Raw genomic sequence first — 22,109 nt, 5'->3', positions numbered from 1 at the left:
TCAGCGGAGCAAACCCCTGCTCCGCAATCGCAGCGCATAGCCCAGTTGCAGCAGCGCAATCAGCACGATGAAGGCCGGGAACAGCGCCGCACTCGCCCCCTTGACCGCCAGCAGATCGGTGCCGAGGAAGGAATAGCCGAACTGGACCAATATGGCGATCAGCGCGATGAGCGAGAACCAGACGGCGGCGGCGCGCCGTGCCAGAAGGGCAGCGGCGCCGGCAAACGCGGCGGCAACGGCCACGCCGTAGCTCACCAAGGCCCAGCGCGGCATGTTGGCCCAGATTTCCGCCTGATAGGGATCGGCCATCGCCAGCTCTTCGAGATTGGCGGTCGATTGGACAAGGAAGGCGGCGATGCCGATCAGGGTCCATATCAGAAACAGAATAGCCGGAATCCGCGACCTGCTCCGACTGCGATGGTCCCCCACACCTGTCATCACACACCCCCTCCCCATGGCTTGTTGCACGGCCATTTTAGCCCTGTTCTGACATGACGCAAACTGTCCTCGAACCGCCCCGCGGCCCCCTCATCGTCACCGCCCAGTTGAGGAGCGCGGACCAAGCCTGGGCCGATCGGCTGCGGCAGACCTATTATCCCGCCGCTCGCAATCAGGTGCCCGCCCACATCACCTTGTTCCACCATCTCCCGCCGTCCCTGCATGCCGAACTGCGGACGATGTTGAAGGGACTGGTCGATCGTCCCGCGCCCCCGGCCAGTCTGGGCGAACCGTTCGAGTCAGGCGGCCTTGTCGCGCTGGCGGTGGAGAGTGGCGAACTTCTCGACATACGCGCCATGATCGCCGAGCGGTTTGAGCGACACCTCATCCCGCAGGACCGCGCGCTTAAGCGCCTTCACATCACGGTCCAGAACAAGGTCGCTCCCTCTGTCGCGAAGGAGACGCTGGCGCTGTTGCGCACACAGATCCGCCCTGCCCCTCTTGGCATCGCCGGCCTTGCGGTATGGGTTTATGAAGGCGGCCCCTGGTCTGCCCTGAGCCAGCACCGCTTTCGTCGCTGATCGTCGTCACAAACGAAACGGCCCGCTTCATCACGAAGCGGGCCGCTGCATCAGCCGGGCCTTGCCCGCCGTTTCGTCACAATCAGAACGAGATCGACGCCTGCACATACCAGCTGCGCGGACGTGCGTAGATCTTCTCGGCATAGCCGAGCGTGCCGAGCGACGCATTGCCCTGCACCAGATACAGCTCGTCGAACAGGTTCTGCACGCCGCCGGTCAGCTTCCACCCGGTCGCCTTGTTGGCGAGCGTGACGGATGCATTGCCGACGAAATAGCCGTCCTGCTCGATCTCCGGCACGCTGCCGGTGATGAACTTGAGGCTGGCGCTGTAATTGCCATCGAAGCGCGGCGTCAGCGTCACGTCATCGTTGAGCGGGATCTCATAGCCGATACCGAAATTGCCCTGGAAGGAGGGCGTGAACGGCAGGTCATCGCCCGGCTGAACCGTCGCCGTCGCGCCCGGAACAGGCGTGATGCTCAGGATCTCATCGTTGAGTGTGCTCGCCGCGATATCGATCCGCAGGCCATAAGCGCGGGGATGATAGCTCAGCTCGCCTTCAAGCCCGCGAATACGCGCCTTGCCGCCGTTGAACAGCAGCGGCACGACGCCCTGACGGAAGATCAGCTGAATATTGCTGTAGTCCGCCTGGAAAGCCGCCGCGTTGAAGCGGAAATCGCCGAAGTCGAACTTCGCGCCGATCTCGTAGCTATCCACCTTCTCCTCGTCGAACGGCGTCGGCACATTGCCCGGAGGCGCCGCATTGTAGCGGGTGTTGAAGCCGCCCGATTTGAAGCTGCGCGAGTAGGAAATGTAGGTGCTGACATTGCGCGTCCACGAATAGCGCACGCTCGCCGAGCCGGTCAGCGCAGAGAAGCTCTGCGAATAGGGGCCCGGATAGATGAACAGCGGGCCACCCTGCGGGATCGCCAGCGTCGGCAGCGGATCCGGGTCCGGCAGCGTGGCTGGGAACAGGTTGAACACGATGCCGTGATATTTCTTCTTGTCCCGCGTGTAGCGCAAACCGCCAGAAATCTCGAGATTCTGGATCGGCTTGACCGAAAGCTCGCCGAATACCGCGATGGAATCCGTTTCCAGATCAGAAACCTGCAGGTCGCGCGAGCCGGGGCCGCCTGCCAGCAGGGACCCGATGACCGGCGGCGACGGCGGGAAGGCCAGCGGCACGGTCGCCCGCTCGTTGGTCTTCTCATTGAAGTAATAGCCACCGATGATGCCGTTGAGCACCGGCGATTCATACTGCAGCTGGAGTTCCTGGCTATACTGGTCGGACTGCGAGCCCACATCCGTGGTGATCAGCAGCAGCGGGGTATTGTCCGCATCGCGCACGCCGCGCGACTGGGTGGAGCGATAGGCGCTGATCGACTTCAGCAGGACATTAGAGGTCACATTCGCGGTGACCGTGCCCGAGACGCCCCAGACTTCCGAAGTACTCAGCACCGGGGCCGTGCCGCCATTGACGAACGGGCCCTTGTCCTGGAAATTGTTGGCGCAGCGAGCATCGTTGATCTGCGGCACGTTCGGCGCACCGAAGCGCGGATCGCCCGGCGTGAGCGGCGCGAACGGGATGGTCGCGCCGGGGCAGCCGGCCGCCACGCTTGCGATCGCCGCGACCGGTGCGTTCCGGTTCACGCCGGCGAAGACGAACGGCGCACCGTTCTCGTCCCGCTTGGTGTAGTCACCGCGGATGTTCACCTTGATGTCCGGGCTGGCTTCCCAATAGAGCGCGCCATTCAGCGTCGCGCTATCGTCATTGCCGAGATCAATGCCATCATATTCGCGGATCACATAGCCATCGCGCTTGCGGAAACCGCCCGAGACGCGCGCCGCCAACGTGTCGCCCAGCGGAATGTTGAGGGCGGCAAAGCCTTCCATCAGACTGTCCGAGCCAAGGCGCAGACGCACATCCGCGCCGAACCGGCCCAGCTCCGGCTGCTTGGTGCGCACGAGAATGGCGCCGCCAATCGTGTTGCGACCAAAGAGCGTGCCCTGCGGGCCGCGCAGCACTTCAACGCCGGCGATATCGCCGAAGTCGATGGCGCCACCGACAGCGCGGCCGACATAGACTTCATCCAGATAGATGCCCACGCCCGGATCGACCGCCGCTGTGGGATCCAGCTGGCCGATGCCGCGGATGAACACCACCGTCGCGGCGGAGTTGCCGGAGAGCTGGCCGGCTGTCTTGAACTGGAGGTTGGGTGTGATCGTCTCGAGATCGGACGTCTGGTTGATCTGGCGATCTTCGAGCACCTGCGCATCGAAGGCGGAGATCGCGACAGGCGTATCTTGCAGGGATTCGGCCCGGCGACGCGCGGTCACGATGATCGTGCCGGCTTCCGATTCCGTATCCATCGCCTGGGGCGTCTGGGTCGCGGCCGTATCCTGGGCCAAGAGCGGCGTGGAGATCAGCGCGCCGAGCGCTGCGCCAATGAGAAATGGGGCTTTCATGATATCCTCCCTGTGGTTTCTTGGCCGGCGCAGCGATGCCGCGCGTGCCCCGCAGGGCATTGACCTGGCCGGGAAAATAAGCCCACCATGCGCAACTAGCAATGCGACATAACAATCAGTGCGGGGCTGTGATATACGCGCAACACACCGTTAGCTGGGAAATGATTTTCGGGCGGCAACCCTCAGCCATGAGGGGACCGCAAGCATGAGGAGGGGAGCCATAGACCAATCTGCCGAACCATCCGATGCTCTCTCGCTCGGTCTTCTGGGCGATCTGGCCGGCTATCATCTTCGCCGCGCCTTCGCGGTAATGTCTGCCGACTTCTCCCGCACCTTTGCCGATAGCGACATGCGGCAAGTGCTCTTTGCTGTGTTGTCGGTCGTCTCCGCCAATCCCGGCATCAGCCAGGGCCGGGTGGGCACAGCGCTCGGCATCAAGCGCACCAATATGGTGACGCTGGTCAATCAGCTCGTCGCGCTCGATTTCGTGACGCGTCGGCCTTCGACCTCGGACCGCAGGGCGTTTTCCCTCACGCTGACGGACAAGGGCGCCGCCGCCTTCACCCAGGCCGCCGCACGCATCCACCGCCACGAAACCCAGCTTCTGGCGCATCTCGATACACAGGAGCAACAGCTGCTGATCGATCTGCTGCGCAAGATCAGGCCGGTGGGCACCGTGGGCTTGTCCCCCTCGGACGCGCCCGACCTCAGCCGCTAGGCGACGCCGACCTCTTTCAACGGAATTTCGCCATCCGCGAGTTGCGCCCGGTCGAGGCGGCTCCCGGCGACAACATGGGCGCGGCCCTGCACATAATCCTTGGTGCGGTTGACGCAGTCGAGCGCGATGACATGCCCCTGCCGCAGATAGACGACCGAGAAGCTGCGCGAAGCCGGATCGCCGCGCACGATGCACTCGTCGAAATCCACCGACAGGCCGATGGTCTGCAAGCGCAGATCATATTGGTTGGACCAGAACCACGGCACCGCCTCATAAGGAGCGGGGTTGCCCATGATATGCTGCACGGCCGTGCGCGCCTGATCATTGGCATTCTGCACCGATTCGAGCCGCATCCGGCGCCCCGCCGCAAAGCGGTTCTCATGCGCGGCGCAATCGCCGATCGCGTAGACGTCGGGCAGCGAGGTCTCGCAATATTGATCGACATCCACGCCATTGCCGCCGCTCGCCCCCGCGAGAATCAGCGGGCCGGTCTCCGGCACGATGCCGATGCCAACGATCACCGCGTCCGCCGGAATCACCTCGCCATCGGCCAGCCGAACGCCGGTGGCCTGGCCCTGATCGCCAGTCTCGATGGCATCCACCGAGGCCGAGAGGCGCACGTCCACGCCATGGGCGCGATGCTCCTGCGCGAAGAAGTCGGACAGTTCCGGCCCGGCAACGCGCGCCAGCAGCCGCTCCTGCGCCTCCAGCAGCGTCACCTGCTTGCCGAGCTTGCTCAGCACCGCCGCCGCTTCAAGGCCGATATAGCCGCCGCCGACGATGGCGAACCGCTCCGCCGTGGGCAGGATGGCCATCAACCCATCGACATCGGCGCGCGATCGCACGGTGAACAGCCCACTCGCCGTCGAGCCCGGACAGGACAGCCGCCGGGCCGAGCCACCACCCGCCCAGATCAGCTTGCCATAGGAAATTTCCGTCCCCTTGGCCGTGACCACCTGATGCGCGACCGGATCGATCGTCTTGACCCGCTCCCCGAGGAACAGCGAAATCGCCTGATCCGTCCAGAAATTGGCCGGGCGCAGCAGGATGCGCTCGAAGGTCTTTTCGCCGGCCAGATAGTCCTTGGACAGCGGCGGACGTTCATAAGGAAATTCCGGCTCATCGCCGATCAGGCCCACGGACCCCTCATATTTGAGCTGGCGAAGCAGGATCGCCGCCTGTGCACCGGCATGGCCTCCCCCCACGATCAAGCAGTCGAAATGCTGCACGTCATCTCCCCAATGCAAATTACCCTGCGGCCTTGCCAGAGAAACGAAGGTGCCGCAATCGAACGGTCAACCATTGACCATCCGATTTCGCCTGCGTATAGCGCGCCGGCCTGACGCCGCAAGGCGGCAGCAAGCCCTTGGGGCGGAGTAGCTCAGCCGGTTAGAGCAGCGGAATCATAATCCGCGTGTCGGGGGTTCGAGTCCCTCCTCCGCTACCATCATTCCGACAACGTAGATCGCAAAGCCGAGGCTGGAAGAGCGCGCCGTAGACGTGGCGCGCCCTCCCCTGCTCAGACGAGTTCCTGCAGGTCCGCCGGACTGAATCCCTTGAGGTCGCTCCACGCCTGCTGCTGCACCTTGCGGGGCCATTGCGGATCGCTGATCAGCGCGCGGCCCACGGCGATGAGGTCGAACTCGTCGCGCTCCATCCGCTCGATCAGACGATTAAGCTCCACGCTGGTCGAGCTTTCGCCGCCGAAGGCCGCCAGAAACTCGCCGGAGAGGCCCACGGACCCGACGCTGATCGTCGGGACGCCGGTCAACTTCTTGGCCCAGCCGGCAAAATTGAGGCCGGCCTCGCCGTCGATCTCCGGGAATTCAGGCTCCCAGAAGCGGCGCTGCGAGCAGTGGAGGATATCGACGCCGGCATCCACCAGCGGCTGCAGCCAATCCTCCATCTCGGCAGGTGTTGCGGCCAGACGGGCGGAATAATCCTGCTGCTTCCACTGGCTGACGCGCAGGATCACCGGGAAATCTGGCCCGACGGCCGCGCGAATGGCGGCGACCACTTCGCCGGCAAAGCGCGCCCGCTCGCGGATGGTAGACCCGTCATAGCGATCCTCGCGAACATTGGTGCCGGACCAGAAGAACTGATCGATCAGATAGCCATGGGCGCCGTGGATCTCGATGGTGTCGAAGCCGAGGCGCTTGGCGTCGGCGGCTGCCTTGGCGAAGGCCGCCACGGTATCGGCGATATCCTCTTCGGTCATCGCGACGCCGCGCGGTTCGCCGGGTGCGAGCAGGCCGGAGGGGCTTTCCACCGGCGCGTCCGGCTCCCAGCCGCTACCGGTGCGAGTCGAGCCGGTGTGCCAGAGCTGCGGCCCCATTCGCCCGCCGGCGGCATGGACTGCCTCGATCACTCCCGCCCAGCCGGCCAGCGCCGCCTCGCCATGGAAGAAAGGAATGCCCGGATCGTTGCGCGAGGCTGGCCGGTCGATCACCGTGCCTTCGGAGAGAATGAGCCCTGCCCCGCCCTCGGCCCGCCGCCGGTAATAGTCCGCATTAGGCTGGCCAGGGATGCCGCCGGGGGCCTTCGCCCGCGTCATCGGCGCCATCACGATACGATTGGGGAGGGAAAGCGATTTGAACTGAAAAGGCCGAAAAAGTGCGTCGCCAATGCCAGGCATAGCCGGTAACTCCAGGGTTCAGAGTGGGTCGTCGGCTTGGTAGATAGGCGCGCGACGCCAAATGCCAAATGTCGGAGAGGATTTGCGGGCAGCGACCTTTCCGGCTGTTCGCCGCAAGCGCGGTCATCTGGCGTTCAGGCTGGGATGCGATACCTGCGGCGTGCCGACCGACCGCCTGTACGCGCAACCAACCCGCGCGCTCATCTTCCGCGAAGGCCGGCATTCCTCCCCCGACCATCATTGCCCTGAGTTTCAGGGTGACCCCGCACGCAATGGGCAATAGACTGGCATCATGACCTTTTCCGATATCTTCCGGCCCATCGTTTCCGCGACCGTTGTCCTCGGCCTGATCGCTTCGGCGCCACTGGCCGCACAGGGCGAGGTGCCCGGCCTTCTCCAGCCGCAATCCAAGGCGGGCGAGCCGACGCTCAAGCCCACCGTTCCGGCCGAGCGCCCGTGGCTCTACGAGAAGAGCGACGTGCCCATCGACCCGGCATGGCAGTTCGGCGTGCTGGACAACGGCCTGCGCTATGCGGTGCGCCGCAACGATGTGCCGGCCGGACAGGTATCTATCCGCGTGCGGGTGGATGTGGGCTCGCTGATGGAAGAGCCTGCCGAAGCCGGCTTTGCGCATTTCATCGAGCATCTCTCCTTCCGTGGATCGCGGGATGTACCCGATGGCGAATCGAAGCGGATCTGGCAGCGGCTGGGCGCCGAGTTCGGCAGCGACAGCAACGCGCAGACCACGCCCACCGGCACCACCTATGCGCTCGATCTGCCGCGCGCGACCTACGAAGGCATTGACGAGAGCCTGCGCATTCTCGCCGGGATGATGCAGCAGCCCAACATCAGCAAGGCGCCGGTGGAGGCCGAGCGCGCCGTGATCCTCGCCGAGCGGCGCGAGAGCCTTGGCCCCGGCGCCCGGCTGGGAGACGAAATCCGCGCCTTCTATTTCGCCGGCCAGCGCCTCGCCAGCCACAGCCCCATCGGCACCGAGCAGACGTTGCTCAAGGCGACGCCACAAGCCCTGCGCGCCTTCCACGACCGCTGGTATCGCCCCGACCGCACCGTCATCGCCATTTCCGGGTCCATGGAGCCGGCCGCGCTCGAAGCGATGGTCCGCGCGCATTTCTCCGGCTGGAAGGCCAAGGGCCGCGCGACGCCGCTGCCGGACTTCGGCAAGCCCGATCCCTCCGCCCCGGCCACCAAGGTGATCGTCGAGCCGAGCGTACCCTATAGCGTGGGCCTCGCTTATCTGCGGCCATGGGTGTTCAACGAGGATACGATCGTCTTCAACCAGATGCGGCTGGCCGACATGGTCGCGCTGGAACTGATCAATCGGCGCCTCGAAGCCGTGGCCAGCGACGGTGCGTCGTTCGTGCAGGCCAATGTGTCGCTGGATAACAGCATGCGCTCGGCCAATGCGACCTATGTGACCATCGTGCCCAATGGGAGTGATTGGGAGAAGGCGCTGCAGGAAGTGCGCGCGATCATCGAGGATGCCCGCCGGGTCGCCCCCAGCCAGGTCGATATCGACCGCGAGTTTCAGGGCATGGAAGCCGGCTTTGCCGCGCTGGTGGCCAGTGCAGCCATTGAGGGTAGTCCCCAGCAGGTCGAGAGCATCGTGCAGGCTGTGGATATTCGCGAGACGGTCGTGTCCCCGCAGGACCAGCTCGCCATCTACCAGTCTTCCAAGAAATATATGACGCCCGAGCAACTGCTCGCGGCGACCAACCGGCTGTTCTCCGCCACGGTGGAACGCGCCCTGCTCAGCCTGCGCGCGCCGCAGGACAATGCCGAACGGCGCCTGCAGACTGCCTTCAGCGCGCAGGTCGAGCCCAATTCCCGCGCGCGCCTGAGCGATTCGCGGGTGACCATGGCCGCGCTGCCCAAGCTGCCCGCGCCGGGCAAGGTCGCCTCGCGCACTGACCTCGGCGTGCTGGGCATCCAGAACGTGACGTTCGAGAATGGTGTTCGCTTGCTGGTCGCCGGCAATCAGGCCGAACCGGGCAAGGTGCACATCAACGTGCGCTGGGGCCATGGCCGCCAGAGCTTCGCGCCGGACGAGCGCGCCGCCTTGTGGGCGGTGCCCTATGCGCTGACTGCCAGCGGCATCGGCGACCTCGGCCAGCGGGAACTGAACGATCTGATGAGCGGCCGCCGCCTGTCTCTGAACTTCGGCATCGATGACGATGCGTTCACGCTCAGCGGCACGAGCAGCCCGCAGGATTATCCCGATCAGCTGCGCCTGTTCGCTTCCAAGCTGGCCTTCCCCCGCTGGGACGAGGCACCGCTGCGCCGCTCCATGGCGATGCTTGAGGCTAGCTATGATCCGGTGCCGGCCTCCGCTGCGGAAGCCATTGGCCGCGATCTCGAGTGGATGCTGCGGGACAAGGATGCCCGCTTCAGCCCGGCCTCACCGGATGATCGCACGGCGTTGACGCTGGATGCCTTCCGCAAGGTCTGGGCACCCCGCCTCGCCAACGGCCCCATTGAAATCCAGGTGTTCGGCGATCTCGATGCGGAGCAGGCGATTGCCGCCGTGGCCGCCAGCTTCGGCGCTCTGCCCACGCGCGCCGATGCGCCGCCGCCGACCCGCAACCTCGCGCTCAATTTCCCCGCTCATGTCGCGACCCCGGTTCGCATCGTTCATGACGGGCCGGACGAACAGGCTGCCGCGATCATCGCATGGCCGACCGGCAGCGGCGTCGCCGACATTCGCGAGAGCCGCCAGTTTGAGATGCTGGCCCGCATCATCACCGACCGGCTGTTCGAGCGGCTGCGCTCCATTGACGGCGCGGCCTACACGCCCAGCGCATCGAGCAACTGGCCCGAACGGATGAACGGCGGCGGCTTCCTGGTCGTGCAGACCCAGCTCAAGCCCGAGCGCATCCCGTATTTCTATCAGCTGGTGGATGAACTGGTGCGCGATCTGACCACCAATCCGGTGACGGAGGATGAACTCAACCGCCAGATCGCGCCGGTGCGTCAATTGTTGACGCGCGCGGCCTACAGCAATGCCTTCTGGATGGACCAGTTGCAGGGCTTCTCCCGGGACGAGAACCAGCTCGGATATGCGCGCGCGCTTGGGCGTGACCTCACCAGCATCACGCCGGCCGACCTGCAGGCGCTCGCTTCCCGCTATCTCGTGCCGGAGAAAAGCTGGTCCGCGGTGGTTCTGCCCGAGAGCGCGCCGGCCCCGGCGCTCGGCACATCGGCCAGATTGGGATCCGCTCCGACGCGCTAGGCGCCAACTCGCCCCTTGCACGAGCGCCGGTGACGGCCCAAATGGGAGCCAGTCGCATCCTTGGCCGGCGCGCGTTCAAGCCGGCCTCCGTCCTTCGCGCGAGAGCCAGCATGTTCATCGAAACCGAGCAGACCCCCAATCCCGCAACCCTGAAGTTCCTGCCGGGGCGCCCGGTCATGACCTCCGGCACGCGCGATTTCGCTAGCGCGGACGAGGCGACGGCTTCGCCGCTCGCCGAGGCGCTGTTCAACCTCGGGGATGTGACCGGGGTGTTCTTCGGCCGGGATTTCATCTCGGTCACGGCAGCGCCGGGCGTTGCGTGGAGTTCGCTGCGCACCGACGTGATCGCAATCCTGCTCGACCATTTCTCGGCGGACATGCCGCTGTTCGCGCCGGGCACGGCGCACGATATCCGCGTTCCGGCGGAGAATGAGGACGATGGCGCCATGCCCGGCGACGACCCGGCCGATGCCGACATCGTCGCGCAGATCCGCGAACTGATCGACACCCGCGTGCGCCCCGCCGTCGCCAATGATGGCGGCGATATCGTCTATCGCGGCTTTGAGCGCGGCACGGTCTTCCTGCGGATGCAGGGCGCCTGCGCCGGCTGCCCCTCCTCAACCGCGACACTCAAGAACGGCATCGAGCAGCTGCTCAAGCATTATGTGCCGGAAGTGACCGAAGTCCGGGCCGTCTGAGCCGATCGATGCGCCGGATCGTTCCCCCACGCGCACGATGAGCCAGCCCTTGGCGCAGCGCACGCTCATCATCGATTGCGCCACGCCGGCGCTCTCCATCGCCCTGTTCGATGGCGACCAGCTGATTGACGCAACGCATCGCGAGTTGGGGCGCGGTCATGCCGAAGCGCTGCTGCCCGCCATCGCTGCGCTGCCCGAGGGCGGGCGCGCTGACGCCATTCTCGTGGACATTGGCCCCGGCAGCTTCACCGGCGTGCGCGTGGGGCTGGCTGCCGCGCGCGCGCTGGGCTTCGCATGGCAGGTGCCTGTTTCCGGCTATGGCTGCCTCGATCTGGTTGCCGCCATCGCCCGCGCCGAGCTGGCACCGACAGAGCCGTTCGCAGTGACAATGGTCGGCGGACATGGCGAAATCTTCTGGGCGGAAGCGGCATCGTCTGTCACACCCGACAGCCCGCCCCTCACCGTCCGATCCACGCCAATCGACGAACTGGCGGCGTCTCTCCGCGTCGGCCTGCTCGTCGGCTCGGGCGCCCAGACGCTGGTCGATGCCGGCGCGCGGGGCCAGGCCGTTCCGTTGCTTCCCGATGCCCGCGCGGTATTCCGCCTGCCGGTCACGCAGCGCACCCGCCCGCCCGTGCCGGATTACGGACGCGGGGCAGACGCCAAGCCTATGGCTGCCGCAAGCAAGCCCAGACCAGCGCCGGTTCGCTGATGCAGGACAAGGAGGCGCTCCGCATCGTGGCCAGTCTCGATCCTTGTGTGGACGAGATCGGCGCCGCCATGCAGGTGATGTCGGCCGCCTTCCCACCGGAATTTGGCGAAGCATGGTCCTCTGCGCAATTGATGGGCATGATGCAGTTGCCCGGCTCCATTCTGGTGACTGGCTACACCCAAGCCGGACCGGTCGGCTTCGGCCTGATCCGCAGTATTGCCGGCGAAGCGGAGCTTCTTTTGCTTGCCGTCCACCCCGATCATCGTGGGCGGACACATGGCCGCCGATTACTTGATCGCTGCATGACAGAGGCCGAGGGCACCGGCGCAGAAACAGTTTTTCTGGAAGTGCGCGCGGGGAATCCAGCTCTTCATCTTTATATCAAAGCCGGCTTTCATCAGTATAATGTTCGACTTAACTACTATTGTGGATCGAACGGTTCCCGCTTTGATGCTTTGAGTTTGAAACTCGTTTTGGGACAGGGAGCGTCCTGAGTCCGAAACTTCTCTTGCGCTCATCGTTCAATCCCCATAATGTTTAATGGTAGAATATAGCCTAAGAATAGTGATTCTACGGGTCGCAAGTTGATAATGGGAAACTTCATATGTCCGATACTAACGCTCAAGACGAAGTGCTGATCACGCTCACCTCGGATATCGTGGCTGCCCACGTATCCAATAACAGTGTGGCTGTGTCGGACGTGCCGACGCTCATCCAGAACGTCTACAGTGCGCTGGCCGGTCTTCAGCAGGACGTCGCGCCGCCGCAGCCCAAGCAGGAGCCGGCCGTATCTGTCCGTTCTTCGATCAAGCCCGATTACATCGTGTGCCTGGAAGACGGGAAGAAGCTGAAGATGCTCAAGCGGCATCTCATGACCCATTATCAGATGACACCGGAAGACTATCGCGCGAAGTGGGGACTCCCCGCTGACTATCCGATGGTCGCGCCCAACTATGCCGAGCAGCGCCGCACGCTGGCCAAGAAGATCGGTCTCGGCACCACGCGCAAGCGCGGCCGCAAATAATCCCGCGCCCCGCGCGCGAACGCAAAAATCGAACGATGCCGCCTTTGCACAAGGGCGGCATTTTTCTTGTCTGCCAATCGTCGAAAAGCCGAAATTGCGGGTTCCAGAACGGGCAAATTCAGCTACACAGTCTCCATGTCCCGGACGATTGACATAGAAGCGCTGTGCGCAGAGCGCGGCCTGCGCATCACCGAGCAGCGGCGCGTGATCGCCCGCGTGCTTTCCGAAAGCGAAGACCATCCCGATGTGGAAAAGCTGCACGAGCGCGCCTCCGCAATCGACAGCAACATCTCCATCGCCACGGTGTATCGCACTGTGCGCCTGTTCGAAGAGGCAGGCATATTGGAGCGTCATGATTTCGGCGATGGGCGCGCGCGCTATGAACCCGCACCCGAAGCACATCACGATCACCTGATCGACGTGGAATCCGGGAAGGTCGTGGAGTTCGTGGACCCGGAGCTTGAGCAGCTCCAGCGCCAGATTGCCGAGAAACTGGGCTATCGGCTCGTGGATCACCGCATGGAGCTTTACGGCGTCTCGCTCGATCGCGATCGCAGCAAGGACTAAGTGAGCCGCCTGCGCCCGCTCGCGAGGCTTGCGCGCCTGATCGGCGTCGTCATTGCCTGCGTCATCCCGCATCTTCTCGCCCGGCGCCGCGGCGTTTCGCCCTGGCCGCAGCGCTTTCTCGCGCGCGCCGCGCACGCCACGGGCTTTGACGTCCGCATCGAGGGCACCCCCTTGCTGCACGATGTGTTCTTCATCGCCAATCATGTGAGTTGGATCGACATATTGGCGTTGGGCGGCGCCACGGGGACCGCGTTCATCTCCAAGGATGATGTCGCGCGTGCGCCCATCGTCGGCTGGCTCGCCGCGCAGAACAATACCGTGTTCATCACCCGCGAGCGGCGCGGTGCGGTGTCAGGTCAAATCGATGCCGTTCGCGCGGCGCTCGCGGCCCATCAGCCCATCGCCCTGTTCCCGGAAGGCACCACGGGCGACGGTAGGTCATTGCTGCCCTTCAAGCCGGCGCTCTTTTCGGTTCTGCTCCCCCCGCCCCGCTCCATCCTCATCCAGCCGGTGGTCATCGATTACGAGGCCGCCACGGCGCTGGTCGCATGGAAAGATGGCGAGAGCGGCATCGCCAATGCGCTGCGCATCCTGGGCGCACCGGGCCGGCGCACCCTGACGCTGCGTTTTCTCGACCCGTTCGACCCAGGCGACCACCCGGATCGCAAGGCGCTCGCTGCCGAGACGCGCGCAAGGATTACTGCTACGATGGGCCAACAGGGCAGACTAGATATACAACGGCCCTCTTTAGCGCCCTCTGCTCCCAAAAGCGATAGAAGCTTAGCGTTTAACGTCAGTTAACACAATCCAGTCCTCACCTTTTTCCGACGAACACGCCTGCGGCAACGCCTCCAAATTGAGTTTCCAATGTAAACAATGCGGCAGCTTCCTCCGCATGTGGTCCCATTAAATAAGTAGCAAAAATGCCATCGAACCCGTTTTCACTTTTGATGTTTGCCGACGTGGCAGGCTTGTTGAATTTTATTGTATCGAAATGCTTTCTTCCGCCGGAACCATCATCCTGATCAATATTAAATGTTCCTGCTACATGATCTCTGGAAAAATCATAAGTCAGATTGCCCTCCCCTCCCAATCTGAACTGCGAAGATCCCCCAACAAACTCGCCATCAATAATACCATGATATGTGGCCGATCCAGACGTGGGCCTGCCGCTATATGGGGTTGATTGCCCTATAACAAACCAGAGACGTTCAGCGCGGCGAGGGTCTCCTCGATTTTGATGCTCCTCCCACATACCGTAGGTCACATAATTGAGTTTAAGAACAGAATCGCCTGCTCTATAGATTTTTAGACTACTGTCATAAGAAGAATTTTGATCAACTCTCTGGGTACCAGCCTTTTCAAAAACATCCATATCGGATTCACTGTAAGAAGATCGATCTGAATAATATATCGTTTCGGCAAATAATGGATATTTGGCCGATACACTGTATCGGTTATTTCCTAAATATTGAACAGATATCTGTTTCGATGAATTACGATCTGAAGGAAAAACCCCAACCGGCCCCGTGGAACTCGATGTTGTCACGGTAATTTGCAATTGACTTATGGCAATGGACTGCAATTGGGATGGTGTCAGGCTAGAAATTGGTGGATTGGATGTCGGTGTCGGCTTCGGTGTCGGATTGGGCTCAGGGGGAGGCATCGAATTGACATCACCTCCGCCACAAGCCGCAAGCTGCAAAAGCGCGACCAATGCAAAGGCTGTGCGAACCATCTTCATAATTTTCCTAGTATCCTAAAAGTCTCAGAGTGACCGTCGTCGCTATCAACCACGGCAAGTACTTTCAATATTCATCACCGTCGAAAACGTATGATCAGACTGCCAAAACGAGCTACCTTTCATGACAATGCGTAATGCACATATTGTTCGAGAGACGATCTAGCTTCTTTCCAAGACGAGATTCCGAGGTGGTACGAATAGAATTTTGCTCCTACAGCATCACGACAAGGCTCACCCCCGCCCTTCCCCCACCGTCCCATCGGCTGTATAGGCGCGGGCATGACCCAGCGCCCGCCCAAAACCTACCACGTCAAATCCTTCGGCTGCCAGATGAACGTCTATGATGGCGAGCGCATGGGCGAGTTGCTGGCGGCGCGCGGCATGACAGCGGCAGGCGATGGCGCGGAGGCGGATCTGGTGGTCCTGAACACCTGTCACATCCGCGAGCGGGCGGCCGAGAAGGTCTATTCGGACATTGGCAGGCTGCGGCGGGAGGACGGCACGCGCCCGATGATCGCGGTCGCCGGCTGCGTGGCGCAGGCGGAAGGGTCAGAAATCACCCGGCGCACCAAGGCGGTCGATATCGTCGTCGGCCCGCAGGCCTATCACCGCCTGCCCGGCCTCATCGACGATGTGGTGGCGGGTCGCGAGGCCGTCGATACGAACATGCCGGCCGATTCCAAGTTCGACGTGCTGCCGGGTCGCGCGCGCCGGTCGGCGCCGTCCGCCTTCCTGACGGTCCAAGAGGGCTGCGACAAGTTCTGCACCTATTGCGTCGTGCCCTATACGCGCGGCGCGGAAGTCAGCCGCCCTTGGAACGCCATCATGGATGAGGCGCGCGCGCTGGTCGATGCTGGCGCCTGCGAGATCACCCTGCTCGGCCAGAATGTGAATGCCTGGTCCGGCGAAGACGACGCCGGTCGCCCGCAGGGGCTGGACGGCCTCATCCGCGCGCTGGACAGGTTGCCCGGCCTTGCACGCATCCGCTACACCACCAGCCACCCCAACGACATGACGCAGGCGCTGATCGACGCCCATGCCGAGGTGCCGGCGCTGATGCCGTTCCTCCACCTGCCGGTGCAGGCCGGCTCGGACCGCATCCTCAAGGCCATGAACCGCAGCTACAGCCGCGACTCCTATCTGCGCATCATCGAGCGTGTTCGCGCCGCGCGGCCGGACATCGCCCTGTCGGGCGATTTCATCGTCGGCTTTCCAGGCGAGACCGATGCCGAGTTCGAGGAGACGCTGAGCATCGTCAACGAGGCGCGCTATGCGCAGTGCTTCAGCTTCAAATACAGTCCGCGCCCGGGCACACCCGCTGCCGATATGGAAGGCCAGATCGCGCCAGAGGTAATGGACGAACGCCTCAAGCGCCTGCAGGCCACGCTGAACGTTCATCAACTGGCGTTCAATCAGGCCAGCGTCGGCCAGCGCACGACCATTTTGCTGGAGCGCAAGGGGCGGCACCCCGGCCAGCTCATCGGCAAGACGCCCTGGCTCCAGTCGGTCCACGTCGATGGCACGAGCGCGGCCATCGGCGATCTGATCGCGGTGGATATTCTCTCGGCCGGCCCCAACAGCCTCGCCGGCGCGCTCGCCAGTCCGCTTGCCGCCTGAGGTGGGCGGGCGCGGGCAACGGTCCCCTGAAAACACCGCTTCACCTCTTTGCAGAATACGCCACCGTGCCCGCGCGGCATGTGAACGGCTTCACTCAGTGACGATCTCGAGGGTATGAAGTTTTCCCGCTTTTTCAGCTTTTCCGGCCATGATCTCGCCATCGATCTGGGCACCGTCAACACATTGGTTCACGTCGCCGGCAAGGGCGTCGTCCTGAACGAGCCGTCCGTCATCGCGATCGAGACGATCGCGGGCGTCGGCCATATCAAGGCCGTCGGCAATGAGGCCAAACTGATGCTGGGCAAGACGCCGGAAGGCGTGCGCGCCCTGCGTCCGCTGCGTGATGGCGTCATTGCCGACATCGAAATCGCCGAGCAGATGATCAAGCATTTCATCGACAAGGCGCTGGGCAGTGCCCGCATGGGCCGCAACCGCGTGGTAGTCGCGGTGCCCTCGGGCGCGACGATGGTGGAGCGCCGCGCAATCCGCGACGCCACCTCGCGCGCAGGCGCTGCCGACGTGCAGCTCATCGAGGAGCCCATGGCAGCGGCGATCGGCGCGGGCTTGCCAGTCGTGGACCCGATTGGCGCCATGGTCGTCGACATTGGCGGCGGCACCACCGAGGTGGCCGTACTGTCGCTGAGCGGCATCGCCTATAGCGGCTCGGTGCGTGTCGGCGGCGACAAGATGGACGAAGCCATCTCCTCCTACGTCCGGCGCCATCATAATCTGATGATCGGCGAAATAACGGCCGAGCGCGTCAAGCAGCAGATCGGCAATGCCATGACGCCCGACGGCGCTGGCATAACCCTGGGCGTGCGCGGACGCGACCTGGTCAATGGCCGCCCGGTCGAAATCGAGATCAGCGAAGCCCAGATCGCCGAGGCCCTGCGCGAATCGATCAACCAGATCGTCGGCTCTGTGATGACCGCGCTGGAGGAAACCCCGCCGGAGCTGTCCGCCGACATTATCGACGAGGGCATCACCCTCACCGGCGGCGGTGCGCTGCTGCGGGGCATGGACGAGGCCATTGCGGTCGCGACGGGCTTGCCCGTCAAGATCGCCGAAAACCCGCTGATGTGCGTGGCGATGGGCGCCGGCCGGGCACTGGAAGATTCGATCTACGACGGCGTGCTGGCCCCAGCCTGAGGCTCTGCGTCCGAGCAGGTGGCCGGGCGCGCCTTCCAATCGCCATTTTACCTGTCGGTGGAACCCGCTAGTCATGCGCGACACTGCTGGGGAGAGGATATGGCGCAGTCGCCGGAAGCCGCCGCGCTCGCGGCCAACAAGCAACTTGTGCTGGCGATGTGGCACGACGTCATCGACGGCCGCAACATCGAGGCTGCGGGCAAATATATCGCGCCCGATTACATCCAGCATTCGCCCGGCATCGGCCAGGGCCTGGCAGCGCTCATCGCCTTCCTGCGCACCGAATTTCCAGACATGCAACCGCTGGAGCCGGGCACCTATCCGCTGACCCGGTTCGAATTCGTCCTCGCCGAGGGCGACCTCGTCCAGCTCATGTTCCAGCGGCATTTGCCGGACCCGCACGATCCCAAGCGGCTCACGCCGGTCTGGTGGTACGACACCTATCGCATTCGCGATGGCCTGATCGTGGAGCATTGGGATTCGGCGCAAAGTTAGCGGATCGGACGACGAATTGCGCTCCGCCATGCGCCCTTCTCCCCTTGCGGGAGAAGGATACGCAGCCTTGCCGCCGTCAGGCGGGTAGGCGCAGTTGGATGAGGGGTGGCGGATTTCCGATCAGCGCGATCCGGCGGATCGCATACCCCTCTCCCAGCTTCGGCTAGGTAGCCCGCTGCCAAGCCTGCGCGTCCCTCTCCCTCAAGGGGAGAGGGACGCGCCAACGACATCGCCACCATTTGTGCGGCGCAAATCCGCCGCCCCTCTTTTCACCTCAAGGGCGAGACTTCCCGCTTGTCGCTCCCCCCGCCCTTCTGGCATGAAGCTTGGCAATGACAGACACTCTCATCGCGCCCCGCGCCCTGAGTCGACCGCTTGGTCGCCCGCTTGCCTAAGCGCCCCGTGCCCGCCCAGGCCGGAGAACGGGCCCGCCTCGAACTGGTCTTCGACAAGCCGTTTCTGCTCGGCGCCTTGTTCGGGGAATATGACCAGAACCTTGTAGCCATCGAGAACCGCCTCGGCGTGTACATCTCCGCACGGGGGAACAAGCTGCAAATCGAAGGGAATGCGGAAGGCGCCGCTCGCGCCCGCGATGTCCTCCAGGGACTCTACAATCGCCTCGCCGCCGGCCAGACGGTCGACAGCGGGGCGGTGGAGGGGGTGATCGCCATGTCCGCCGAGCCCACGCTCGATGGCATCATCCGGCATGATGTGTCGGAGCCGCCCAAGGTGATGATCCGCACCCGCAAGAAGACCATCGTGCCGCGTTCGGCCAATCAGGGCGTCTATATGGACGCGCTGGCCCGCCACGAGCTGATCTTCGCCCTCGGGCCGGCCGGCACCGGCAAGACCTATCTCGCCGTGGCGCAGGCCGTGAGCCAGCTCATCACCGGCTCTGTGGACCGCCTTATTCTCTCGCGCCCTGCCGTCGAGGCCGGCGAGCGCCTGGGTTTCCTGCCCGGCGACATGAAGGAGAAGGTCGACCCCTATCTCCGCCCGCTTTACGACGCCCTCTACGACACGCTGCCGGCCGAGCAGGTCGAGCGGCGCATCGCCTCGGGCGAGATCGAGGTCGCGCCGCTCGCCTTCATGCGCGGCCGCACGCTCGCCAATGCCTTCATCATCCTCGATGAAGCGCAGAACACCACCATCGCGCAGATGAAGATGTTCCTCACCCGCTTTGGCGAAGGCAGCCGCATGGTGATCTGCGGCGACCCCAAGCAGGTCGATCTGCCGCAGCCCGGCGCATCGGGCCTCGCCGATGCGGTCGAGCGGCTGGAGGGCATTGAAGGCATCGCCGTTACCCGCTTCACCACGGCCGATGTGGTGCGCCACCCCATCGTCGGACGGATCGTCGCGGCTTATGAGGGCCCGAATGCTTGAAGTGCTGACCGAGGCCAGCCCGGAATGGGCCGAGAAAACCGACTGGAACGCGCTCGCTGATCGGGCGGTGCGCGCCGCGCTCGCGCAAACCTCGCAATCGGTGATCATCGACAGCGATGCTTGCGTCGAACTCTCCATCCGGCTGGCCGACGATGCAGAAGTCCAGCAGCTCAACGCCTCCTTCCGGGGCAAGGACAAGCCGACCAACGTCCTCTCCTTTCCGATGATCCAGAGCGATCTCATCGAATCGATCGAAAATAGTGACGATGGTGAAGTGCTGCTCGGCGACATCATCCTCGCCTACCAAACCTGCGCCCGCGAGGCGCTGGAACGCGCCGTTTCGCTGGACAATCACGCGACGCATCTCATCGTTCACGGCACGCTCCACCTGCTCGGCCACGATCATGAAAATGATGCCGAGGCCGAGGCGATGGAGCGCCTTGAGATACGAGCCCTTGAAACGCTGGGCATTGATGATCCATATGGGGATCGCGAGCCCGGCATGACCGGCCCGATTGACGAAACAGGGAATTGATCCAGAAGATGTCGGAGACATCCGCACCGTCCCCCTCCAAAGAGGGCGACAGTAGTAGTAGCAGCGAAGGCGGACGAATATGGCAGGGCCTCAAAGCCCTGCTTTTCGGCGATAATGGATCGACTAGCCTCAGGCACGAGCTTGAGAGCGTCATCGAGCAATATGACGATCAGGAAGATGAGACGTCCCGCAAGGGCGACCTCACCCCGATCGAGCGTCAGATGCTCCGCAACATGCTCCATTTCAGCGAGCATACTGTAGACGATGTCGCCGTGCCGCGCGCGGACATCATCGCCATTTCGCAGGATGCCAGCTTTACGGAGCTGATGGCGCTTTTCGCTCAGGCCGGCCACAGCCGCATCCCCGTCTACAAGGACACGCTCGATCATGTCACCGGCATGATCCACATTCGCGATGCCTTTGCCATTCTGGCGCGCGGAGAAGCGCACCCGGAGTCGCTGGAGACGCTGATCCGTCAGCCGCTCTATGTGCCGCAGAGCATGGGCGTGCTGGACCTGCTCGCCGAAATGCGCGCCAAGCGCACGCACCTCGCCATCGTGCTCGATGAATATTCCGGTACGGACGGTCTGCTGACCATCGAGGATCTCGTCGAGGAAATCGTCGGCGATATCGAGGACGAGCATGACGAGGAACCGGAGGCACTGCTGGTGCCGCTGGAAGATGGCATGTGGGATGCCGACGCCCGCGCCGAGCTGGAAGATATCGCCCGGACCATCGATCCGCGCCTTGCCGAGGTCGACTCCGACGTCGACACCATTGGCGGTCTGGCTTTTGTGATCGCAGGGCGCGTGCCGGAGACCGGCGAAATCATCGAGCATGAGCCGAGTGGCTGGCGCATCGAAATCGTCGAGGCCAATCCGCGCCATGTCGCGCGGGTGCGCCTGCATCCGCCCGAGGCACTGGCCGACGATCTGGAGCAGTAGGCCGCGGCCGCCGGACGATCCCCGGCGGCCAGTTCGGCGCAGTCTTTTAAGCGGCGCGCGCCGCTGGCCTGGCCATGTCACTCTCTGCGATCAGCCCTGCCATGACCTGTGCCAGCCAGCGCGCATCATCCTCGGCGCGGTGGCGCCGCGCCCGCTGACGATCCGCCGCGTCGAGCAGCCGCGTCAGAACGGTGCGATCCGTATCATGAAACAGGCGAAGCTCGGCGAGGCAGCGGATCGGCAGATGCGTCGCTTCGCCCGCCGCTACAAAGAGCGTGCGCGACCACGCATCATCGAAATAGCTGTCGGCAATCACCTCATGCCCAGCCACGGCCGCGCGCAATTGCCGTGCGACGCAGCGGGCGTCCAGCCCATCGCGCTCAAGCTGCGCGCGCGAAATGCCGTGCAGGCTCTCGGCTTCCTCGCTCCACTGCCAGTCGGCCCAGTCCGCATGAGGACGGATCAGCCAGGAGCGGCTCCAGCCTTCGGTGCTGGCAATGCCGACTTCAATGGGGAAAGACCGGCCATATTGCGGCAGGCAGGACGCTTCAAAATCAACGGCGATGACGGCCATGCGACATACTCACATAAGGAGCTGCCCCATCGCGCTCCATCCTCACCCATACAGGACGCCCCTTGCCGGATTTTGTTCCTGCCTTTTCTGATCCTGGAAACAGGTCTAGCGGACTGAGGTTAAGATTTCGCGTCATGCCCGGCGCTTCGGGCGCAGGCTGGTCGCTTGCTCATCGATGCGGGAGCAGCGCTCCGACGATCTGCCGGTCTTCCTGTCGCAGCACACCCCACGCGCGAGCCGCCGCGCGGCTGTCCATGGCTTCGACGCCGATCCCCATGGCTTCGATGGCGCGGACGAACGCTGCCGAGGGCCTGACCAGCCTGGGTCCAGTGCCGAGCAGGAGAAATTCCGCCGGCGGGTCGAGATCCAGGATCGGGCGCAGCATCTCGACCGTCAGTTGGTCGATGATCGCCGGCGCGTCCCACGGGACCACGCCAGACGGATCAATCAGGATGCCGCTGTCGAACACATGATCGCGCACGCGAAAGCCGCGCCCGGCAAAGCCGGTGATGACCGGGCCCGCGGGCTTCTCGTCGCGGAGCAGTTCCATGCTCTTTCCTCCCCGCCCGACGGATGCCGCGAGA

At 63.9% G+C, this 22,109-nt stretch carries 22 protein-coding genes and 1 tRNA gene; 16 read left to right on the top strand and 7 right to left on the bottom strand.

The features are described 5' to 3' along the window. Entirely contained in the window at positions 1-438 is a 438-nt protein-coding gene (locus tag M2339_RS04145; protein WP_264587402.1) for a sugar transporter, read from the bottom strand. A gap of 53 nt (positions 439-491) precedes the next feature. Between M2339_RS04145 and M2339_RS04140 the strand changes: the two genes are divergently transcribed. Then, complete coding sequence (locus tag M2339_RS04140) at positions 492-1,019, top strand: 2'-5' RNA ligase family protein (RefSeq protein ID WP_264587403.1); 528 nt, start codon at positions 492-494, stop codon at positions 1,017-1,019. Between the two features lie 82 nt (positions 1,020-1,101). Here M2339_RS04140 and M2339_RS04135 read toward each other — a convergent pair whose 3' ends face one another. Next, positions 1,102-3,483: a TonB-dependent receptor gene (locus tag M2339_RS04135; protein ID WP_264575581.1), complete on the bottom strand. Its 2,382-nt coding sequence runs from the start codon at positions 3,481-3,483 to the stop codon at positions 1,102-1,104. A gap of 205 nt (positions 3,484-3,688) precedes the next feature. On the opposite strand from M2339_RS04135, the gene M2339_RS04130 reads away from it, so the two are divergent. Next, positions 3,689-4,201, top strand: coding sequence for a MarR family winged helix-turn-helix transcriptional regulator (locus M2339_RS04130; protein WP_264587404.1), 513 nt, complete (start codon positions 3,689-3,691; stop codon positions 4,199-4,201). On the opposite strand, the gene M2339_RS04125 is transcribed toward M2339_RS04130, so the two are convergent. Beyond that, complete coding sequence (locus tag M2339_RS04125; protein ID WP_264587405.1) at positions 4,198-5,430, bottom strand: NAD(P)/FAD-dependent oxidoreductase; 1,233 nt, start codon at positions 5,428-5,430, stop codon at positions 4,198-4,200. The two genes, M2339_RS04130 and M2339_RS04125, sit on opposite strands and share 4 nt — an antisense overlap. A 141-nt stretch (positions 5,431-5,571) precedes the next feature. Here M2339_RS04125 and M2339_RS04120 point away from each other — a divergent pair. Continuing rightward, positions 5,572-5,648: transfer RNA gene (locus M2339_RS04120), tRNA-Met, on the top strand. 72 nt (positions 5,649-5,720) lie between these two features. Here the strand turns inward: M2339_RS04120 and M2339_RS04115 are convergent. After that, on the bottom strand, positions 5,721-6,836 hold the full coding sequence (locus tag M2339_RS04115; RefSeq protein ID WP_264587412.1) for an NADH:flavin oxidoreductase: 1,116 nt from the start codon (positions 6,834-6,836) through the stop codon (positions 5,721-5,723). A 292-nt stretch (positions 6,837-7,128) separates the two neighbouring features. Here M2339_RS04115 and M2339_RS04110 point away from each other — a divergent pair, with 292 nt between their 5' ends. The 7 genes from M2339_RS04110 (at position 7,129) to M2339_RS04080 (ending at position 13,885) form a co-directional block, all read left to right on the top strand. After that, positions 7,129-10,083: a M16 family metallopeptidase gene (locus M2339_RS04110; RefSeq protein ID WP_264587413.1), complete on the top strand. Its 2,955-nt coding sequence runs from the start codon at positions 7,129-7,131 to the stop codon at positions 10,081-10,083. Positions 10,084-10,193: 110 nt separating this feature from the next. After that, a complete protein-coding gene (locus M2339_RS04105) occupies positions 10,194-10,781 on the top strand; it encodes a NifU family protein (protein ID WP_181559983.1) in 588 nt (195 codons plus the stop codon). A gap of 37 nt (positions 10,782-10,818) precedes the next feature. After that, positions 10,819-11,493, top strand: a complete 675-nt coding sequence (gene tsaB, locus M2339_RS04100) for a tRNA (adenosine(37)-N6)-threonylcarbamoyltransferase complex dimerization subunit type 1 TsaB (protein ID WP_264606160.1) — start codon at positions 10,819-10,821, stop codon at positions 11,491-11,493. Continuing rightward, entirely contained in the window at positions 11,493-11,987 is a 495-nt protein-coding gene (locus tag M2339_RS04095) for a GNAT family N-acetyltransferase (RefSeq protein ID WP_264587415.1), read from the top strand. The genes tsaB and M2339_RS04095 overlap by 1 nt, the downstream gene beginning before the upstream one ends. A gap of 110 nt (positions 11,988-12,097) precedes the next feature. Next, the gene (locus M2339_RS04090; RefSeq protein WP_264570670.1) at positions 12,098-12,517 is read left to right on the top strand and encodes a MucR family transcriptional regulator; all 420 of its coding nucleotides are present in this window, start codon (positions 12,098-12,100) and stop codon (positions 12,515-12,517) included. Positions 12,518-12,652: 135 nt separating this feature from the next. Beyond that, positions 12,653-13,084: a Fur family transcriptional regulator gene (locus M2339_RS04085; RefSeq protein ID WP_181559986.1), complete on the top strand. Its 432-nt coding sequence runs from the start codon at positions 12,653-12,655 to the stop codon at positions 13,082-13,084. Next, the gene (locus M2339_RS04080) at positions 13,085-13,885 is read left to right on the top strand and encodes a lysophospholipid acyltransferase family protein (RefSeq protein ID WP_264587416.1); all 801 of its coding nucleotides are present in this window, start codon (positions 13,085-13,087) and stop codon (positions 13,883-13,885) included. It abuts the gene before it with no gap. A gap of 13 nt (positions 13,886-13,898) precedes the next feature. On the opposite strand, the gene M2339_RS04075 is transcribed toward M2339_RS04080, so the two are convergent. Then, a complete protein-coding gene (locus M2339_RS04075; RefSeq protein WP_264587417.1) occupies positions 13,899-14,828 on the bottom strand; it encodes a transferrin-binding protein-like solute binding protein in 930 nt (309 codons plus the stop codon). Between the two features lie 267 nt (positions 14,829-15,095). Here M2339_RS04075 and miaB point away from each other — a divergent pair, with 267 nt between their 5' ends. The 6 genes from miaB (at position 15,096) to M2339_RS04045 (ending at position 20,951) form a co-directional block, all read left to right on the top strand. Then, positions 15,096-16,445 (top strand): tRNA (N6-isopentenyl adenosine(37)-C2)-methylthiotransferase MiaB, encoded by a 1,350-nt coding sequence (gene miaB, locus M2339_RS04070; protein ID WP_264588368.1) that lies wholly within the window; start codon positions 15,096-15,098, stop codon positions 16,443-16,445. A gap of 114 nt (positions 16,446-16,559) precedes the next feature. Continuing rightward, positions 16,560-17,594: a rod shape-determining protein gene (locus tag M2339_RS04065; protein WP_181559988.1), complete on the top strand. Its 1,035-nt coding sequence runs from the start codon at positions 16,560-16,562 to the stop codon at positions 17,592-17,594. A 99-nt stretch (positions 17,595-17,693) separates the two neighbouring features. Further along, the gene (locus M2339_RS04060; protein WP_181559989.1) at positions 17,694-18,089 is read left to right on the top strand and encodes a nuclear transport factor 2 family protein; all 396 of its coding nucleotides are present in this window, start codon (positions 17,694-17,696) and stop codon (positions 18,087-18,089) included. Between the two features lie 387 nt (positions 18,090-18,476). After that, complete coding sequence (locus M2339_RS04055) at positions 18,477-19,472, top strand: PhoH family protein (protein WP_264587418.1); 996 nt, start codon at positions 18,477-18,479, stop codon at positions 19,470-19,472. Further along, entirely contained in the window at positions 19,465-20,007 is a 543-nt protein-coding gene (gene ybeY / locus M2339_RS04050; RefSeq protein ID WP_264587419.1) for an rRNA maturation RNase YbeY, read from the top strand. The genes M2339_RS04055 and ybeY overlap by 8 nt, the downstream gene beginning before the upstream one ends. A gap of 8 nt (positions 20,008-20,015) precedes the next feature. Further along, on the top strand, positions 20,016-20,951 hold the full coding sequence (locus M2339_RS04045) for a hemolysin family protein (RefSeq protein WP_264570674.1): 936 nt from the start codon (positions 20,016-20,018) through the stop codon (positions 20,949-20,951). A 46-nt stretch (positions 20,952-20,997) separates the two neighbouring features. Here M2339_RS04045 and M2339_RS04040 read toward each other — a convergent pair whose 3' ends face one another. Together M2339_RS04040 and M2339_RS04035 are read right to left on the bottom strand one after the other, a co-directional pair. After that, entirely contained in the window at positions 20,998-21,525 is a 528-nt protein-coding gene (locus M2339_RS04040; RefSeq protein ID WP_264587420.1) for a hypothetical protein, read from the bottom strand. Between the two features lie 169 nt (positions 21,526-21,694). Beyond that, on the bottom strand, positions 21,695-22,075 hold the full coding sequence (locus M2339_RS04035; RefSeq protein ID WP_264587421.1) for an Mth938-like domain-containing protein: 381 nt from the start codon (positions 22,073-22,075) through the stop codon (positions 21,695-21,697). Between the last annotated feature and the right edge of the window lie 34 nt (positions 22,076-22,109).

It is taken from the genome of Sphingobium sp. B2D3C, from assembly GCF_025961835.1.
In the GTDB taxonomy this organism is placed as follows: Bacteria; Pseudomonadota; Alphaproteobacteria; order Sphingomonadales; family Sphingomonadaceae; genus Sphingobium.
This window is presented reverse-complemented; position numbering and strand designations above follow the sequence as displayed.

Coding starts and splice junctions, on each gene's coding strand:
- M2339_RS04145 (WP_264587402.1), bottom strand. CDS start 438: ATGACAGGTGTGGGGGACCATCGCAGTCGGAGCAGGTCGCGGATTCCG.
- M2339_RS04140 (WP_264587403.1), top strand. CDS start 492: ATGACGCAAACTGTCCTCGAACCGCCCCGCGGCCCCCTCATCGTCACC.
- M2339_RS04135 (WP_264575581.1), bottom strand. CDS start 3,483: ATGAAAGCCCCATTTCTCATTGGCGCAGCGCTCGGCGCGCTGATCTCC.
- M2339_RS04130 (WP_264587404.1), top strand. CDS start 3,689: ATGAGGAGGGGAGCCATAGACCAATCTGCCGAACCATCCGATGCTCTC.
- M2339_RS04115 (WP_264587412.1), bottom strand. CDS start 6,836: ATGCCTGGCATTGGCGACGCACTTTTTCGGCCTTTTCAGTTCAAATCG.
- M2339_RS04110 (WP_264587413.1), top strand. CDS start 7,129: ATGACCTTTTCCGATATCTTCCGGCCCATCGTTTCCGCGACCGTTGTC.
- M2339_RS04105 (WP_181559983.1), top strand. CDS start 10,194: ATGTTCATCGAAACCGAGCAGACCCCCAATCCCGCAACCCTGAAGTTC.
- tsaB (WP_264606160.1), top strand. CDS start 10,819: ATGAGCCAGCCCTTGGCGCAGCGCACGCTCATCATCGATTGCGCCACG.
- M2339_RS04095 (WP_264587415.1), top strand. CDS start 11,493: ATGCAGGACAAGGAGGCGCTCCGCATCGTGGCCAGTCTCGATCCTTGT.
- M2339_RS04090 (WP_264570670.1), top strand. CDS start 12,098: ATGTCCGATACTAACGCTCAAGACGAAGTGCTGATCACGCTCACCTCG.
- M2339_RS04085 (WP_181559986.1), top strand. CDS start 12,653: ATGTCCCGGACGATTGACATAGAAGCGCTGTGCGCAGAGCGCGGCCTG.
- M2339_RS04075 (WP_264587417.1), bottom strand. CDS start 14,828: ATGAAGATGGTTCGCACAGCCTTTGCATTGGTCGCGCTTTTGCAGCTT.
- M2339_RS04065 (WP_181559988.1), top strand. CDS start 16,560: ATGAAGTTTTCCCGCTTTTTCAGCTTTTCCGGCCATGATCTCGCCATC.
- M2339_RS04060 (WP_181559989.1), top strand. CDS start 17,694: ATGGCGCAGTCGCCGGAAGCCGCCGCGCTCGCGGCCAACAAGCAACTT.
- ybeY (WP_264587419.1), top strand. CDS start 19,465: ATGCTTGAAGTGCTGACCGAGGCCAGCCCGGAATGGGCCGAGAAAACC.
- M2339_RS04045 (WP_264570674.1), top strand. CDS start 20,016: ATGTCGGAGACATCCGCACCGTCCCCCTCCAAAGAGGGCGACAGTAGT.
- M2339_RS04040 (WP_264587420.1), bottom strand. CDS start 21,525: ATGGCCGTCATCGCCGTTGATTTTGAAGCGTCCTGCCTGCCGCAATAT.
- M2339_RS04035 (WP_264587421.1), bottom strand. CDS start 22,075: ATGGAACTGCTCCGCGACGAGAAGCCCGCGGGCCCGGTCATCACCGGC.